13 protein-coding genes and 1 tRNA gene are annotated in these 15,046 nt (G+C 44.0%); 10 read left to right on the top strand and 4 right to left on the bottom strand.

The window, feature by feature from the left end; translation table 11 throughout:
• Positions 1-167 precede the first annotated feature (167 nt).
• The 4 genes from rarD to JMX50_RS00680 all read left to right on the top strand — a co-directional run bounded on the left by rarD (position 168) and on the right by JMX50_RS00680 (position 3,660).
• Positions 168-1,238, top strand: a complete 1,071-nt coding sequence (rarD, locus tag JMX50_RS00695) for an EamA family transporter RarD (RefSeq protein WP_201628068.1) — start codon at positions 168-170, stop codon at positions 1,236-1,238.
• 252 nt (positions 1,239-1,490) lie between these two features.
• Positions 1,491-2,159: a glutathione S-transferase gene (locus JMX50_RS00690; protein WP_201628067.1), complete on the top strand. Its 669-nt coding sequence runs from the start codon at positions 1,491-1,493 to the stop codon at positions 2,157-2,159.
• 93 nt (positions 2,160-2,252) lie between these two features.
• A complete protein-coding gene (locus JMX50_RS00685) occupies positions 2,253-2,510 on the top strand; it encodes a hypothetical protein (RefSeq protein WP_201628066.1) in 258 nt (85 codons plus the stop codon).
• Between the two features lie 31 nt (positions 2,511-2,541).
• Positions 2,542-3,660, top strand: coding sequence for a ribonuclease Z (locus JMX50_RS00680; RefSeq protein WP_201628065.1), 1,119 nt, complete (start codon positions 2,542-2,544; stop codon positions 3,658-3,660).
• A gap of 13 nt (positions 3,661-3,673) precedes the next feature.
• Here the strand turns inward: JMX50_RS00680 and JMX50_RS00675 are convergent, their stop codons facing one another.
• Positions 3,674-4,651 carry an ATP-binding protein gene (locus JMX50_RS00675; protein ID WP_227670843.1) on the bottom strand — a complete coding sequence of 326 codons (978 nt, stop codon included), beginning with the start codon at positions 4,649-4,651 and terminating at the stop codon, positions 3,674-3,676.
• Positions 4,652-4,720: 69 nt separating this feature from the next.
• Here JMX50_RS00675 and JMX50_RS00670 point away from each other — a divergent pair, with 69 nt between their 5' ends.
• The gene (locus tag JMX50_RS00670; protein ID WP_201628064.1) at positions 4,721-5,755 is read left to right on the top strand and encodes a serine/threonine-protein kinase; all 1,035 of its coding nucleotides are present in this window, start codon (positions 4,721-4,723) and stop codon (positions 5,753-5,755) included.
• Positions 5,756-5,837: 82 nt separating this feature from the next.
• On the opposite strand, the gene JMX50_RS00665 is transcribed toward JMX50_RS00670, so the two are convergent.
• The 3 genes from JMX50_RS00665 to JMX50_RS00655 form a co-directional block, all read right to left on the bottom strand.
• Positions 5,838-5,922 (bottom strand) — tRNA-Leu (locus tag JMX50_RS00665).
• Positions 5,923-6,142: 220 nt separating this feature from the next.
• Positions 6,143-7,945, bottom strand: coding sequence for a sigma 54-interacting transcriptional regulator (locus JMX50_RS00660; protein WP_201628063.1), 1,803 nt, complete (start codon positions 7,943-7,945; stop codon positions 6,143-6,145).
• A 42-nt stretch (positions 7,946-7,987) separates the two neighbouring features.
• Entirely contained in the window at positions 7,988-9,361 is a 1,374-nt protein-coding gene (locus tag JMX50_RS00655; RefSeq protein ID WP_201628062.1) for a two-component system sensor histidine kinase NtrB, read from the bottom strand.
• 134 nt (positions 9,362-9,495) lie between these two features.
• On the opposite strand from JMX50_RS00655, the gene rimO reads away from it, so the two are divergent.
• From rimO to JMX50_RS00630, 5 genes are all read left to right on the top strand, one after another.
• Positions 9,496-11,106: a 30S ribosomal protein S12 methylthiotransferase RimO gene (gene rimO, locus JMX50_RS00650; protein ID WP_201628061.1), complete on the top strand. Its 1,611-nt coding sequence runs from the start codon at positions 9,496-9,498 to the stop codon at positions 11,104-11,106.
• Between the two features lie 243 nt (positions 11,107-11,349).
• Positions 11,350-12,075: a UMP kinase gene (pyrH, locus tag JMX50_RS00645; protein ID WP_149489717.1), complete on the top strand. Its 726-nt coding sequence runs from the start codon at positions 11,350-11,352 to the stop codon at positions 12,073-12,075.
• Between the two features lie 157 nt (positions 12,076-12,232).
• Positions 12,233-12,787 (top strand): ribosome recycling factor, encoded by a 555-nt coding sequence (frr, locus tag JMX50_RS00640; RefSeq protein ID WP_201628060.1) that lies wholly within the window; start codon positions 12,233-12,235, stop codon positions 12,785-12,787.
• A gap of 325 nt (positions 12,788-13,112) precedes the next feature.
• A complete protein-coding gene (gene uppS, locus JMX50_RS00635; RefSeq protein ID WP_201628059.1) occupies positions 13,113-13,871 on the top strand; it encodes a polyprenyl diphosphate synthase in 759 nt (252 codons plus the stop codon).
• Between the two features lie 223 nt (positions 13,872-14,094).
• Complete coding sequence (locus JMX50_RS00630) at positions 14,095-14,904, top strand: phosphatidate cytidylyltransferase (protein WP_201628058.1); 810 nt, start codon at positions 14,095-14,097, stop codon at positions 14,902-14,904.
• The last annotated feature ends 142 nt before the right edge of the window (positions 14,905-15,046 follow it).

The raw sequence follows: 15,046 nt of genomic DNA, 5'->3' as shown, positions 1-15,046 counted from the left end.
CACTCAGTATTTACAGCGTTTATCTCAACATTATACGATTGATTTATCAGCAAAAGATTCTATAGATAAAAAGCTTATAGACAGAAGGCCTCCGACGTTCGCGTCTGAGGCTTTTGTTTTTTTTCAAAATTGCCAAGGACGTGCGATTATCTCTAAAGGCTGTTGTTATGTTCCCCACCAATCAGACGTCGCAAGGCACCATCGTTGCAGTGGCAGCAAATTTTCTCTATGCATTGCTATTTTTATTTGGTCTATTGATGCAGCCATTATCGGGGACGCAGGTTGCTTCTTGGCGCGTGCTGATGATGCTATTGAGCTTGGTGCTACTGGTCAGTGTCCTTAAACAATGGCAGCATATTTTTGATTACCTCAAAACCTTAAAGACCGCAAAAGAGTGGTTTTTATTTATCATACCCACACCGATTTTGGGCGCGCAAATCTGGATATTTATGTGGGCACCCGTCAATGATTTGGGTCTAGAGGTGACATTGGGGTATTTCTTATACCCCATGATTATGATTATCGTGGGGCGCTTTTTTTATAATGAAGACATGACGCTGCTACAGTGGGTGGCTACCATCTGTGCTGCGCTCGGTATTGCCTATGATGTCTGGCAATATGGCGCTATTTCTTGGGCGACTTTATTTGTCTGTTTGGGATATCCGCCTTATTATCTCCTGCGTCGTAAGCTTGCTGTACCGCCGATTACTGGGCTGATCTCGGATTTGGTTTTATTAACACCGGTGGTTATCATCGCCTTATATATGAGCGGTGGCTTTGAGCTTGCGATAGCGACGGATAAATTTTGGTATCTGTTGCCGCTACTGGGTATCATCAGTACGGCGGCGATGGCACTGACTATGGTCGCTAGTCAAAAGCTGCCGGTCTCGCTATTTGGCACTTTATGCTACCTTGAGCCGATATTTTTATTTATATTTTCCATCACGATTTTGCACCAAAGCATCGATGATGGTGGCTCATTATTTATGTACGGTATGATTTTTATCGCGCTGCTGATTATGATTGCCGATAGTGCGCTTGGTTATGTGACTCGTAAGCGTGACGACCGCTTGCAAGGGTATAACGAGCCTCAAGTCGGCAGTTTCCCGCCGCGCCGCCGCCTAAAAAATCGCCGTATTAAAGGCGTACTGACCGCGCATCGTTTCCGTAAAATTAGAAAATATCAGCAAAAAATAGACAAGATGACGCGCAAAATTGAAGAATTACATGCTAAATAACACTGACAGCTTAAGGGCGATAAGTTTGACTTGCTAGGCATGGTTTTGTAGCCGTGCTCTACACAGTTTCTGTGTTAAAGGCTGGTTAATTGCGCTATTATCGACAGCAGTGCTGCCACGCTGAAAACAATGCTTAATCATGCCTAATCAATCATGTCTAATGCTGCTCAAAAGGTTTAGCAATGTTAGCAATGGAATGCGGGCGCTACCTATCATTATTATTGCTTATTCACACTATAACTAGGATGGTTTATGTTACACCTTCATCATTTAGCAAACTCACGCTCGTTTCGTATTATCTGGCTATTAGAAGAGCTTGAGGTTGATTATAAACTGACTTGCTATGCGCGCAATAAAGCCTACCGCGCTCCTGACAGTTTAAAACAAATACATCCGCTCGGTCATGCGCCGATGTTAGAAGTAAATGAGCGTGTGCTCATTGAGTCAGGATTTATCATTGAGTATTTGCTTAAGCATTATGATAGCGAGAAGCAATTCAAGCCTGCGGATGACAATGAAGCGGCGTGGGAAGCGTATACGTTTTGGCTGCATTTTGCCGAAGCGTCAGTGATGCCGCCACTGGTCATACGTTTGGTGTTTACCAAAGTGGTTGAGCAGTCGCCGATGCTTATCAAGCCTGTGAGCAAAAGCATTCGCAATCAAGTCGAAAAAAGCATGATTAGCAAAAGCTTAGATACCATATTGACCATGATGGAGCAGCATCTGCAAGACAATCATTGGTTTGCAGGCGCTGAATTTAGTGCCGCTGATATCCAAATGCATCTTGCTATTGTCGGTGCCAATGCTGGTGGCGGTTTAGATAGCAGTAAATATGCCAATATCTTAAACTGGCTTAAACGTTGTGAAGAGCGCGATGCCTTTAAGCGTGCCGAAGAAAAGGGCGGTCGTTTACAGTTTTAAACGAGACGCATTTAATCGTTAATCAATGACTAATTTAATATGATAATAAAAGGTTTTGTTTATTTATAGACAAAACCTTTTTTAGGATAAAAAATGACAGACCTGAATAAACCCAATAGTAAACCCACTGACAGTGAGGTTGCTGCTAAACAGCATATAGAGGCTGCAGAAGTGAATAACCAGCAAGTATCTATCAAAGCATGGTCACAAAAATTGCTGGTAGTTATTTTATGTGTTGCTAGCTTTTATGGCGGCTGGAAATCTTATGAGTCCAATATGGTCAATGAATGTACGGCCAATGGCGGGCAAATGATTGAAGGTCAAAGAACCATGCTATGCCAGTCGTTATAGCAAGTAAGGATTTAGATAAAAGAGTGCGTCTATGCTAAAGCTTACCTTTTTGGGTACTTCCGCAGGGGTACCAACCAAGCAGCGTAACGTCACAGCGCTGGCGATTGAGAGCCTAAATCCTTATAGCTCGGGGGCAAGTCGACAGCAAAACAAAAAGTCGCGTCCTTGGGTTTTAGTTGATTGCGGTGAAGGCACCCAGCAGCAGCTCTTACATACCAAGCTATCTTTGCATCAGCTCGAAGCCATTTGTATTACCCATGTGCATGGCGATCATTGCTATGGTTTGCCAGGATTGCTGGCGAGTGCGGCCATGTCAGGACGTACTGCGGCGCTGACGCTTATTGCGCCAAAAGCGATAGCGACGCTGCTTGAAGCTATTACTTTAACGACTGAGCTATACTTTCCGTTTGCTATTAACTTTATGGCGATAGAAGATTTGTTGTCTGAGCCAAATAGTGAAAATAAAGATCAAGTAATTATCCCTTTAGACAATCAACATCAGCTGGTTATAAATATTCATCCTTTATCGCATCGCGTCGCCTCTTATGGATTTGCGATAACTGAAACCATCAGCCGACGTACACTTAATACCGATAAATTAACAGCGGCAGGTATTCCAGCAAGCGCGCTGTGGGGCAGACTGCAACAGGGCGAAGATGTTGTGACCGAAGATGGCCGTAAGCTTTACGCAGCAGATTATGTTGACAATGAAGTTCAAAATACACGAGTGGTGGTTGCAGGCGATAACGATACCCCAGACTACCTAAGCGCTGCGGTAGTCGATGCAGATTTACTGGTGCATGAAGCCACTTATACTCATGAAGTGTTAAATAAGATTCAGGCAAAAAACCCAGATTTTGATCCCATGCATAGTAGCGCACAGCTGGTAGGTAGGTTCGCTCAAAACAATGAGCTTAAAAATCTAATTTTGACCCATTTTAGCGCTCGCTATCAAAGCTTTGATAACCCACAGAGTAGTACGCCGAACATGGCGCATATTCGCTTGGATGCCCAAAGTGCTTATGCAGGCAATCTATGGTTGGCAGCAGATTTTGACCAATATATGGTGAATGGCTCAGCTGATTTGATAGACGAAGAAGAGGGTAGCCGCGTGCAGTATCTAGGCTCTGCACGCGATTATAAACAATAAATCTAAATAACTTTTAAGAGTTATTATCCTCAGCTGCCAATTGTGTTTGTCCTATCCAGTAGCGGCTAAACTGGTACGCCACACGTCCCGAACGTCCGCCGCGCTCTGATGCCCAGCGTAATGCTGCTGCTCTGATATTATCAGGTAGCGTCTTATTGGCTGTTTCGACATCAATTTTATTAACATTACTTTCTTTAACGTCATTCGCATTATCTAGATTGCGATTTGGCGAAAGCGATAAATAATGGCGAACGATGTGTAAGTAAGTGTTTTGATCCATGGGGTGAAAGGACAACCAAAGCCCAAATCGATCAGACAGCGATACCGTCTCGTCAATGGTTTCATAAGGGTTGACCTCATCGGTTTGGCCGTTATAGATATTGACATTGTCTTTCATAAGTTGTGGCAAAAGATGACGGCGGTTACTGGTTGCATAGACCAATAGCTTGTCTTGCTCTGAATCCAGCGAGCCGTCCAACACACTTTTTAACGTCCGATAACTCTCATCTTGACCGTTAAACGCCAAATCATCACAGTACACCACATAGTGGCAGCCACAATCCGCTGGCAGCGCATTAATGGCGGCGCGAATCTTATCAAGCACCCGCAGGTCATCACGGGCAATTTCAATAATACGCAGTCCTTCGCTATGATAAGCTTGTAGCAATGCCCGAATCAGCGATGACTTGCCAGCGCCGCGTGTGCCTGTCATCAAGACGTGATTGGCAGGATAGCCCTTTAGAAACTGCCGTGTATTCTGTACCAGTTTTGCCTTTTGCGTATCGATACCATGCAAGTCATCTAAACTTAAAAACAAGTTAACAGCCAGCGGCTCTAGATGGCCCTGATGACCGCCAACCCAGCGATAGGCCAGCTCGGCAGGATCAATCTCGATGGTTGGCGTGACCTGCTCTTGCAGATACTGCCCAAGTAAATCCAATAAATGGTCGGGTAGGGCATAATTCATATGGGTGTTAGTGGATTGGGGCATAATAATTGATCGCTTATATAAATTAAAATGTCGTTTGGCATACTAGACGTATAAAGGCTTCACTTTACCATGAAAAATAGTGCCAGTAATCCATCTACAGAAAAAGCGTGTGCAAAGCAAGCAAGTACAGAACAAGCACTACAAACGCAAGCACAGAAAATTCTGCCAGTGCTGACGACTTTATTCTCAAGCTTGCATTATAACGAGATAGCGCATCAGCGAGTCAGTCAGCAAAGTGATAGTGGTGAGGCCAATTACCAAGGGTTAACGCGCGGCCAGCATCCACAGTTTGGTCAGGTAATGATTAAATGGCAGCTAAGTGCTGACAGCAATAAAGAATCGGCTGATTTAGCTTATGAGGCTGACGTTTTAAAATCTATAAATATATCAATCAGTGAAAACAGCCTGCCTGCTATCGCTCCACCAATACTAGCCTACGATAACGTCACGATTCAAATACTAAAACCGTCTTCGCAGCTGACTATCCTTGTCATGCCTTATTATCCAAATGGCAGCTTGGCATCTCAGCTTAATTCTCAAAATCACTCGCGATTAACAAACATACAAAAGCATCATTTTATTGGGCGGTCTGCGTATCTTATATCTCATCTACATAACGCTGGCTGGCTACATAATGATATTAAGCCCAGTAATATTTTGCTAGATGGTTTCATGCCAAATCATGCGGATAATAGCAGTATCACACCTGATTTATTATTAACTGACTTTGCTTTGGCAGAAGCAATTAATGACGATATTGCTCAAAACAGTGATAAAAATAGTACAGGAGATAGTGCTGCTGGTACGCCAGCCTATCTTGCCCCTGAACGCTGGCAAGGACAGGGCGCAACGCTACAAAGTGATATTTACGCGTTTGGGATAATGATGTATGAAACATTAACGGGCGAGCGGCCTTTTAATATTGATAATCAGAGTGGTGCGCCGTTAAGAGAGTGGGCAATTCAACATTGCCAACAGCCAGTTCCAACATTGCCGTTAGAGTATAGTGGTTATCAAGGTATCATTGATAAAGCGTTGGCGAAGCGGGTAGAGAGAAGGTATCAAAGTATGGAAGAGATTGTGGTGGATTTGGAAAGATTATAATCATGAATACTAAATTCTAGACACAAAAAAACCTGCTAAAAAGCAGGCTTTAATATTTGGTCTAAGATGTACTATCCGAAAATGGTGGGGCTGGAGAGACTCGAACTCTCACACCTTGCGGCGCCAGAACCTAAATCTGGTGCGTCTACCAATTCCGCCACAGCCCCATTTTCGTTACTCTATCATCAAAGGCAGTTAAATTCAAATGCCATCGAGATAGTTAACTGATTCGGTAGTGCGTCTCAGTGGTTGGCTATTATATAGAGTTTGAATAGTTTGGCAACCCCTATTTGCGATTATTTTTAATTATTTAGCCATTATTTTCGATGGATTTTATAAAATATTGATATTTATAGGAATTTTTTATAATAATTTCTGGTTTTAATTTCAATTATCTTGCCTATCTGATGCGGTAATCTCTAATTGCTGTAATTTGCGCGTCAAAGTATTGCGTCCCCAACCGAGTAAGTTAGCGGCTGCTATCTTTTTACCACCGCTATGGTTGAGAGCAGCCTTTAGCAATACACGTTCAAACTCTGGCGTTGCGGTTTGCAAGATATCAGTTTCACCAGTTTGCAAAGACTGCTCAGCCCATATGGCAAGTGCCTGCTGCCAACTCTGGTTTTCATTAGTTCGGCTGACTTGATTGTTTTGAACGTTTTGATTGTTTTGCTTGTTTTGATTGTTTTGCTTGTTTTGATTGGGACTATACGCGCCATCACTGTGCTGCGGATTTTGAGTGGTTTCTATTACGGACAGGTTTTGCTGTGACCGAGGTTCTTGAGGCGAGGGCATCTTTTCAATCAGCTCTGGCGGTAAATCCTCGACCATGACCGTATCGCCCGTTGCCATAACCGTCAACCATAAGCAGACATTCTCAAGTTGGCGGACATTACCACGCCACTCAAAAGATTGCATCACCTCTAGCGCCGTGGGGTGGAGTTGTTTCTCCGCACTATTCATCTGTTTAGCGGCGCGCTGCATAAAATAGGTGGCTAATGCTGGAATGTCTTCAGGTCGCGTCCGTAATGGCGGTAATGGCAGGCGAATGACATTGAGGCGATAAAATAAATCTTCACGAAATTTGCCTTGTTTGACGAGCTTTTCTAAATTTTGATGAGTGGCGGCAATGATACGTACATCTACTTTGACCGGCTGTTGTCCGCCCACGCGAAAAAACTCACCATTGGCCAGTACGCGTAGCAGGCGCGTTTGGGTGCTATACGGCATGTCACCAATTTCATCTAAGAATAGCGTTCCGCCATCAGCTTGCTCAAAACGACCTTGCCGCGTCGTTGTTGCGCCAGTAAACGCGCCTTTTTCGTGACCGAATAATTCAGACTCAATCAAATCATGCGGGATAGCCGCCATATTAAGGGCAATAAAAGGTTGCTGCGCTCGCGGAGAGTGCTCATGTAGAGCGCTAGCAACCAACTCTTTACCCGTACCTGATTCTCCTGTAATCAAAACGGTAATAGGTGAGTGTGCTAAGCGCCCAATAGCGCGAAATACCGTTTGCATGGCTTGTGATTGACCTATGATGCCGCTCGGATTGTTATTCGTTTGAGGTTTGGGTTTTTCCTGAGCTTTATTTTCAGCAGCTTTAGGGGGTTTTCTAGCTGATTTGGCTACATTTGGTTTGCTCGCAGGCTGTTCTTTGGTATCGGTACTTACATTCGTATTAGACTCGATTGAATGACTTGATACGACTAGATTCGGTTGGTAATTAATGGCTTTATAAATCGTGGCGACTGCATCATCTAAATCAAAGGGCTTGGGCAGATATTCAAATGCGCCTGTTTGATAGCTACTGATCGCAGACGTAAGGTCGGAATGTGCCGTCATAATGACAATCGGTAGCTTAGGAAAGTGTTGATGCACCCAGTCACTAAAGGACAGACCATCCATCATAGGCATACGAATATCGGTCAATATCACATCTGGTAGTTGGTCGGCTGCTTCGTGCTGTTGCAAGACATCATTAAGGCGTGTCCATGCAGCTTGCGCTTGGGTAAAGCTGATAACGTTGAGACCGGCATCCTCAAAAGTATCTGCCAATACCAAACGCAGCGCTGCATCATCATCGATAAGCCATAACGTCGCAGGAGTGGTATCAGGATTGTTGTTGACGGTGACTATTGGAATTTGCTCATTGCTCGTAAGATGTTGAGTGTCATTATACTGAGTCATGTGTTTCGCCTAATAAGCGGTGAAAAGATGGAAATGGCAGTATTAACTTTCAGTGATTGGCTGCTGGAAAGGCAAATAAATGGTAAAACGGGTCTGGCTGTTATTGTCATTTTTTTTAAAACCGCCGCTAGGGTTCTGTAATTGGTTAGAGCTGACATCAATCATACCATGATGGCGGCTGATGATATCTTGCACGATGGATAAGCCAAGCCCAGTACCGGCGGCGCGACTGGTCACCATCGGGAAAAATATCTGACCAATCAGCGCATCATCTATCCCTGAGCCGTTATCGGTAATGGTGATTTGTAAGACTTGTTTATGCTGTTGGCTACCGATGGTGTGTTGAAAGGCAACCCGCGTTTGAATATGCAGTTTTGGTTGATAGCTGCTATCACCGTCAAGATGACTCTGCACAATATCTGACGACAAGTTATTGGATGCGGCTGGCACATTTTTCTGCAGCGTTTGCTTAAACTCAGTCATCGATTCGCAAGCATTATTAATAAGGTTTAAGAACACTTGGATTAATTGATCTTTATCCGCGCATAACTCAGGTAATGACAAATCATAATCACGCTGTAGCGTCATTTCTGGATATTGGTTAACTATTAAGGCCAAAACATGCTCTAGCGGCTCATGAATATTTAGCATTTGCCAGCTTGGTAGCTGATTAGAGCCAAGGAACTGCCCAATCAACTGGGTCAAACGATCGGTCTCTGAGATAATGATATCGGTATAATGGCGGAGCTTTGCCGCATTGTTTTGCAGGGTATTGTTATGATTTAAATCGGTGTTTTCATTGCTGATAACAGCGGTAGCCTCCCTTTCAAAAGCAGACCTATCGCTAAATTTGATAAATTGACGCTGCAATAATTGCGCCGCACCGCGAATGCCCGCCAATGGATTTTTGATTTCATGGGCGACCGAACGCAGCATATGACGGGCAACGCTATATTGCTGCTGCTGGCGCTGTTCTTCTGAAATACGACTTTGCCGATCCTTTCCCCACATCTCAATAATAAAATAAGGCTGCTGCTCATAAATGACGGGCGTCACGCTATAATCTACGGATAGTGTCAGTCCGCCATTGAGCTGGGTGTGTATGAGGTGGTCATGATCGATAAACGGCTTTTGATAGTGCTGCGCTTGAAAAAAGCGCTCCGTCAAAGAGTAAGTTTTGTCTTCTCGATTGTTATTAATAAGACGGTCTTTTAACGTTAACTCATCGGGTGCAAGCAGCATTAGTATTGATTGATTAAGCAGGCGTCCACTACTGATGGCTAGTAACTGCTCAGCTTGGGCATTTAGCCAAGTGATAGACAATTCATCGTTGATCCATAAGATAGCTGTAAATAAATGCTGCGATATAAATGCCAAATCTGGCGTTGGTTTTGCGGTGATCAAATCAGCTGTCATGAGTGCTGCCTAGAGTAAAGAGATGCTCGATATAATATTTAACCATAAATCAACACTATAGAGCGGCAAAACTGGCGGTTTTTGCAAAAAAAACGTACAATGCGCACAGCCATTTTTCTCTAGCAAGGTCAGCCATGCCCAATATTTCTACCGAGTCCGTTAATACGACTATAGCCCCTTCACAGCCAGCTTCTACATCTTCAGCTTCTATGCCAAAAGACACTGCCACTATTTTTAATCCTGCTAAACCGACAGCAACGCCCGCGCAAAGCTCGACGGACAGTGTTCAACCTTACCACCATAAAGCCAACCACAATCAAAATCGTAGCATTGAGCAAAGTAGCGATGTGGTTTCAGCGGCATCAGCGAAAGCGACAGCAGTGACTATGAATGCGCCAGTGAACGCCGCGCCAAAGATTGGTTTTGTGTCATTAGGTTGCCCAAAAGCCTTGGTCGATAGTGAGCGCATTATCACAGAGCTCAGCCGTGATGGTTATCAAGTTGCCAGTGATTATGAAGGCGCAGACTTGGTCGTGGTCAATACTTGCGGCTTTATTGAGTCCGCAGTGCAAGAGTCACTTGACGCCATCGGTGAAGCGATTAGCAAAAACGGTAAAGTTATCGTGACAGGTTGCTTAGGTAAAGAAGCGGAAAAAATCCGTGAAATGCATCCAGCCGTGCTAGCCGTGACCGGCGCGCATGCTTATGATGAAGTGATTACCGCCGTATCGCAGCATGTGCCCAAGCCGAATCGCAGTCAGGATGCAAGCTATGATCCAAAGATAGATTTGATTAATGAGGCGGGCATCAAATTAACCCCAAGCCATTATGCGTATCTAAAAATATCGGAAGGCTGTAACCATCGTTGTACCTTTTGCATTATTCCAAGCTTACGTGGCGATTTGGTCTCGCGTCCGATTGATAGCGTGATGAATGAAGCTTTGGCGCTTAAAAACGCTGGCGTGAAAGAGTTGCTTATTATTTCGCAAGATACCTCCGCTTATGGGCTGGACTTAAAATATAGAACCAGCTTTTGGAATGGTATGCCGCTGAAGTCAAAATTTTATGACTTATGCCAAGCATTAAATGACTTGGGTATTTGGGTGCGCCTGCATTATGTTTATCCATATCCGCATGTCGACAAAGTCGTTGAGCTCATGGGTGAGAAGAAACTACTGCCTTATCTTGATATTCCATTCCAGCATGCCAGCCATCGCATCCTCAAAGCGATGAAGCGTCCAGCGCATAGTGAAAACACCTTGGCACGTATTAAAGCGTGGCGTGAGATTTGCCCTGATATCGTTATTCGTTCAACGTTCGTCGTTGGCTTCCCAGGTGAGACGGAAGAAGACTTTCAATGCCTGCTTGATTGGTTGGTCGAGGCGCGCCTTGATCGCGTTGGTGCTTTTACGTATTCAGAAGTCGAAGGTGCGGTCGCCAATGACTTGCCAAATCATGTGCCTGAAGACGTTAAGCAAGAGCGCTATGAGCGTTTGATGACGCTACAACAGGACATCTCAGCACAAAAACTACAAGAGAAAGTCGGTAAAACTCTAATGGTATTGGTCGATGAGATTGATAGTGAAGAGGGCATTGCGATTTGCCGTAGCTACGCTGATGCACCAGAGATTGATGGTCACGTCTACGTTGATGATATCACGGCGCAAGTCAAAGTCGGACAGTTCCTAACCGTCACGATCGATGACGCGAGCGAGTATGATTTGTTTGCCAGTTACAAAGGCTAGTTAGCTATAAGGCTGATTAGTGATAATAGCTGATTAGTCACTACAATATACGAGTGAAAATTGCCCAATAGCGGGCAGTTTTTGCTACAATTAGCGCAATTTAGCCTTTTTACCCGTTTGTCATCAATCATGGTGCTTTTTATAGTGCTTCGGGTTATGGCATGTCGGGGAAATCTAACGGCAAACTCTATTGGTGTTTTACCGCTCATTTTAATTATAATTTAATGCTAACAAGGTGACCTCATGTCTGACAAAAACCCGCGTTACTCTCGTATCTTGCTGAAACTCTCTGGTGAAGCCTTAGCCGGTGGTAAAGAGATGGGGATTGATACCGAAGTGCTCGATAAGATGAGCTTGTCTATCGCCCACTTGCGCGGACTTGGGGTACAAGTCGGTATCGTCGTTGGCGGTGGGAACTTATACCGCGGCGCCCAGCTACAAAAAGAAGGCTTGGTCGGCCGAGTGACTGGTGACCAAATGGGCATGCTTGCCACTGTCATGAATGGTTTGGCGATGCGTGATGCCCTTGAGCGTCGTAATATTAAAACGCGTTTGATGTCAGCATTGCCAATCGGCGAAGTCACTGAAAGCTATAGCAGCCGTAACGCCATTCGTTATCTCAAAAACGGCGAAGTTTGTATTTTTGTCGCTGGTACTGGTAACCCTTTCTTTACCACTGATACTGCCGCTTGCTTACGTGGTATTGAAATCGAGGCGGGCTTAATTCTAAAAGCGACCAAGGTTGATGGCGTTTACGATAAAGACCCAAGCTTACATGCTGATGCCAAAAAATATGATGGCTTAACCTTTGATGAAGTGCTCGAGCAAAAACTGGGCGTTATGGACTTAACAGCAATCGCTTTATGCCGTGAGCACAACGTACCGCTGCAAGTGTTTGATATGACCAAGCCTAACGCATTATTAAACGTTATTATGGGCGAAAATGAAGGCACGCGCGTTTATCATTAAGCTTAAGCGTAGGCTTTATCATTTATATGAGCATGAAATCACTGATGTGGTCAGCAGCAATCTTTGAATAAGATTTATACCTAACAGTTTTATACCTAACAGCTTTATACCTAACAGCAATGAATGATTTATCGAGAGCGATAAATAAGGATACATAATGATTAATGAGATTAAGAAAGACGGCGAAGCACGTATGGCAAAGACGCTAGAGGCGCTTGAAAGCACCTTTAGTAAAGTACGTACTGGTCGAGCCCATCCAGGTATGCTATCTGGTGTGACGGTTAGCTACTACGGCGCAGATACGCCATTGAATCAAGTGGCAAGCGTTAATGTCGAAGATTCGCGCACGCTATTGGTACAGCCATTTGAGCGTACTATGGTACAAGCGATTGATAAAGCCATTCGCGAAGCAGACTTGGGCTTAAACCCGATGACAGCTGACGTGATTCGTGTGCCGATGCCAGCGTTGACCGAAGACACGCGCCGCGATATGCAAAAGCTTGCTCGTAGCGAAGCTGAAAACAGCCGCGTTTCTATCCGTAATATCCGCCGTGATATGATGAATGATATTAAAGAGTTGGCAAAAGAGAAAGAAATCTCAGAAGATGATGAGCGCCGCGCCAGTGATGATATTCAAAAAATCACTGACAAGTATATTGAAACGATTGACAGCCGTCTAAGCAAAAAAGAAAGCGACTTGATGGAAGTGTAGGAAAGAAGCGTTGTCTTTTCATTTAGTTATTTAGTTAGTTAAAGACAATGCACTTTCGTCAAAGATAATTTGTTGTCCATATTCTTTCTCTAAAAAAACAGCCAATATTGAATAATGATTGGCTGTTTATTGGCGTATTAGAATGACTGTCGTATGAGAAATTAAGCTTTTATTTTGCTATAAGTTCTATATCCAAGCCTTTTCGTCGTTTTTTAATACACTTAGGTTTTTTAGTAGATGTAAGGCAAATAGGCAATAATTTTTTGCAAGGCTGTCATTTAGTTCGATTACCATTACTTTATCCAAACCACAAGCAAGTTAGCCTATGTCTACTCCAGATGCTTTATCTCCCGCTCTTCTTCCGCGTCATATCGCTGTCATCATGGATGGCAATAATCGTTACGGTAAAATCAATCATTTAGGTAAAGGTCAGGGGCATATCGCTGGCAAAGATGCACTAGATCCTATTGTCGAATACTGTGTCAGTACTGGTATTGAAGTCCTAACCGTATTTGCCTTTTCAAGTGAGAATTGGCAACGTCCACCGAGTGAGGTGGCATTGTTGATGCAACTGTTGAGCTTAACCATCAATGAGCAAATGCCACGTATGCTCAAATATCGCATTCGCCTGCGTTTTATTGGTGATCGCAGTCAGCTTAGTGAAGATTTGCAAGTATTGATGGCCGATGCTGAAGCAAAAACAGCTGATTTTACAGCCATGACTTTAGTCATCGCTATTAGTTATGGCGGTCAATGGGATATTGCTCATGCCGCCAAACAGTTGGCACAGCAAGTAGAGGCAGGCAAGCTGCGCGCGGAAGACGTTAATAAAGAGATGCTTGGTGAATATGTACAATTAGCAGATGCGCCAGCAGTCGATATGTTGATACGCACGGGCGGCGAATACCGTCTGTCGAACTTCTTGTTGTGGCAATCTGCCTATGCTGAATTGTTCTTTACCCAAACATTGTGGCCGGACTTTAAAGTAGCAGAGTTGGCCGCGATGATAGCCGAATTCGCCCAACGTCAACGCCGCTTTGGCAAAACGAGCGAACAAGTGGTGATAGAACAGCAGGCGCGCTAACATAATTGAAATTCATAACTGATGCTCATAATTAAAGCTTATAATCGTTTTAAAAATGGCTTATTAAAATGTGCTAGACGTTTGAATTACACTTGTTTGGTCAATGATAAGCTGCTTTAATGAGCGTTAATCATAATTGATGAACTATTATGGTTCACTGTTATAGTTCATGATTATGATGCATTTTGACCAAATATTCTTCGTTATATAAGGCTCGATAAGTATGTGGCAACGAATTAAGACGGCAATTGTTCTCGTTATTATCGTTGGTATTGCAATGTTTGCGAGCCAAACTCCTATTTTATTTGCGCCACTTTTGGCGATTGGCGTCATTATCGCCGCCCACGAGTGGACGAAGCTGATGCCAAAATGGCAGCAGCCTGCGTTATTTGTGCTCTTAGTGTTAGCACTGACCATCGTCTCGCTGATGTTTAAAGTCACGTGGCTGTTTTGGTGGGTGGCGTCTCTGGTTATCTGGCTGATGGCGCTGTCTTGGGTGCGGGTATTTCCCACTCATACCAACTGGTACGGTAAAAAATTGGCATTGATGGGTGTAGTAATATTGACCGCCGCCATTACCGCTATGTTCTACTTATGGCAGCTGTCAGCATGGTGGCTGTTATATGTATTCTTGCTAGTCTGGTGTGCCGATAGTGGCGCTTACTTTGTTGGGCGTAAGCTCGGTCGCCGCAAGATGGCACCAAATGTCTCCCCCAATAAAAGTATGGAAGGACTGGCAGGCGGTTTAGTCACAGGCTTGCTTGTGGTCATTGTCATTAGTGTCTTTAAACTACAATTGACTGGCGTACCATTAATCGCTTTTGTAGCCTTGTCGGCTTTGACAATTTTGGCGTCCGTACTGGGTGATTTGTTTGAGTCGATGCTCAAACGCCGTGCTGATGTTAAAGATTCTGGAACGATTTTACCGGGGCATGGCGGCGTTCTTGACCGCATTGACTCGTTATTGTCTGCCACACCGATATTTGCACTGGGCTTTTGGGCAATACAGCAGCTTGGTCTAATTGTCGTATAACAATAAGTAGTCTAAAAATAAGTAACCTAAGAATAAAAAGCTATCAGGCTAAAAATATAAAAAAAGGTAGGGCTTACGTATTTGGTAGCGACTAGGCTGCCTATTATTAGGTTCTATACCTTATATTTATTGTCTTTATTTC

Origin of the sequence: Psychrobacter maritimus (genome assembly GCF_904846345.1) — a bacterium.
Lineage (GTDB): Bacteria > Pseudomonadota > Gammaproteobacteria > Pseudomonadales > Moraxellaceae > Psychrobacter > Psychrobacter maritimus.
The sequence above is the reverse complement of the archived record's forward strand: the minus strand, read 5'-3'. Positions and strand labels throughout refer to the sequence as shown.

Coding starts and splice junctions, on each gene's coding strand:
- rarD (WP_201628068.1), top strand. CDS start 168: ATGTTCCCCACCAATCAGACGTCGCAAGGCACCATCGTTGCAGTGGCA.
- JMX50_RS00690 (WP_201628067.1), top strand. CDS start 1,491: ATGTTACACCTTCATCATTTAGCAAACTCACGCTCGTTTCGTATTATC.
- JMX50_RS00685 (WP_201628066.1), top strand. CDS start 2,253: ATGACAGACCTGAATAAACCCAATAGTAAACCCACTGACAGTGAGGTT.
- JMX50_RS00680 (WP_201628065.1), top strand. CDS start 2,542: ATGCTAAAGCTTACCTTTTTGGGTACTTCCGCAGGGGTACCAACCAAG.
- JMX50_RS00675 (WP_227670843.1), bottom strand. CDS start 4,651: ATGCCCCAATCCACTAACACCCATATGAATTATGCCCTACCCGACCAT.
- JMX50_RS00670 (WP_201628064.1), top strand. CDS start 4,721: ATGAAAAATAGTGCCAGTAATCCATCTACAGAAAAAGCGTGTGCAAAG.
- JMX50_RS00660 (WP_201628063.1), bottom strand. CDS start 7,945: ATGACTCAGTATAATGACACTCAACATCTTACGAGCAATGAGCAAATT.
- JMX50_RS00655 (WP_201628062.1), bottom strand. CDS start 9,361: ATGACAGCTGATTTGATCACCGCAAAACCAACGCCAGATTTGGCATTT.
- rimO (WP_201628061.1), top strand. CDS start 9,496: ATGCCCAATATTTCTACCGAGTCCGTTAATACGACTATAGCCCCTTCA.
- pyrH (WP_149489717.1), top strand. CDS start 11,350: ATGTCTGACAAAAACCCGCGTTACTCTCGTATCTTGCTGAAACTCTCT.
- frr (WP_201628060.1), top strand. CDS start 12,233: ATGATTAATGAGATTAAGAAAGACGGCGAAGCACGTATGGCAAAGACG.
- uppS (WP_201628059.1), top strand. CDS start 13,113: ATGTCTACTCCAGATGCTTTATCTCCCGCTCTTCTTCCGCGTCATATC.
- JMX50_RS00630 (WP_201628058.1), top strand. CDS start 14,095: ATGTGGCAACGAATTAAGACGGCAATTGTTCTCGTTATTATCGTTGGT.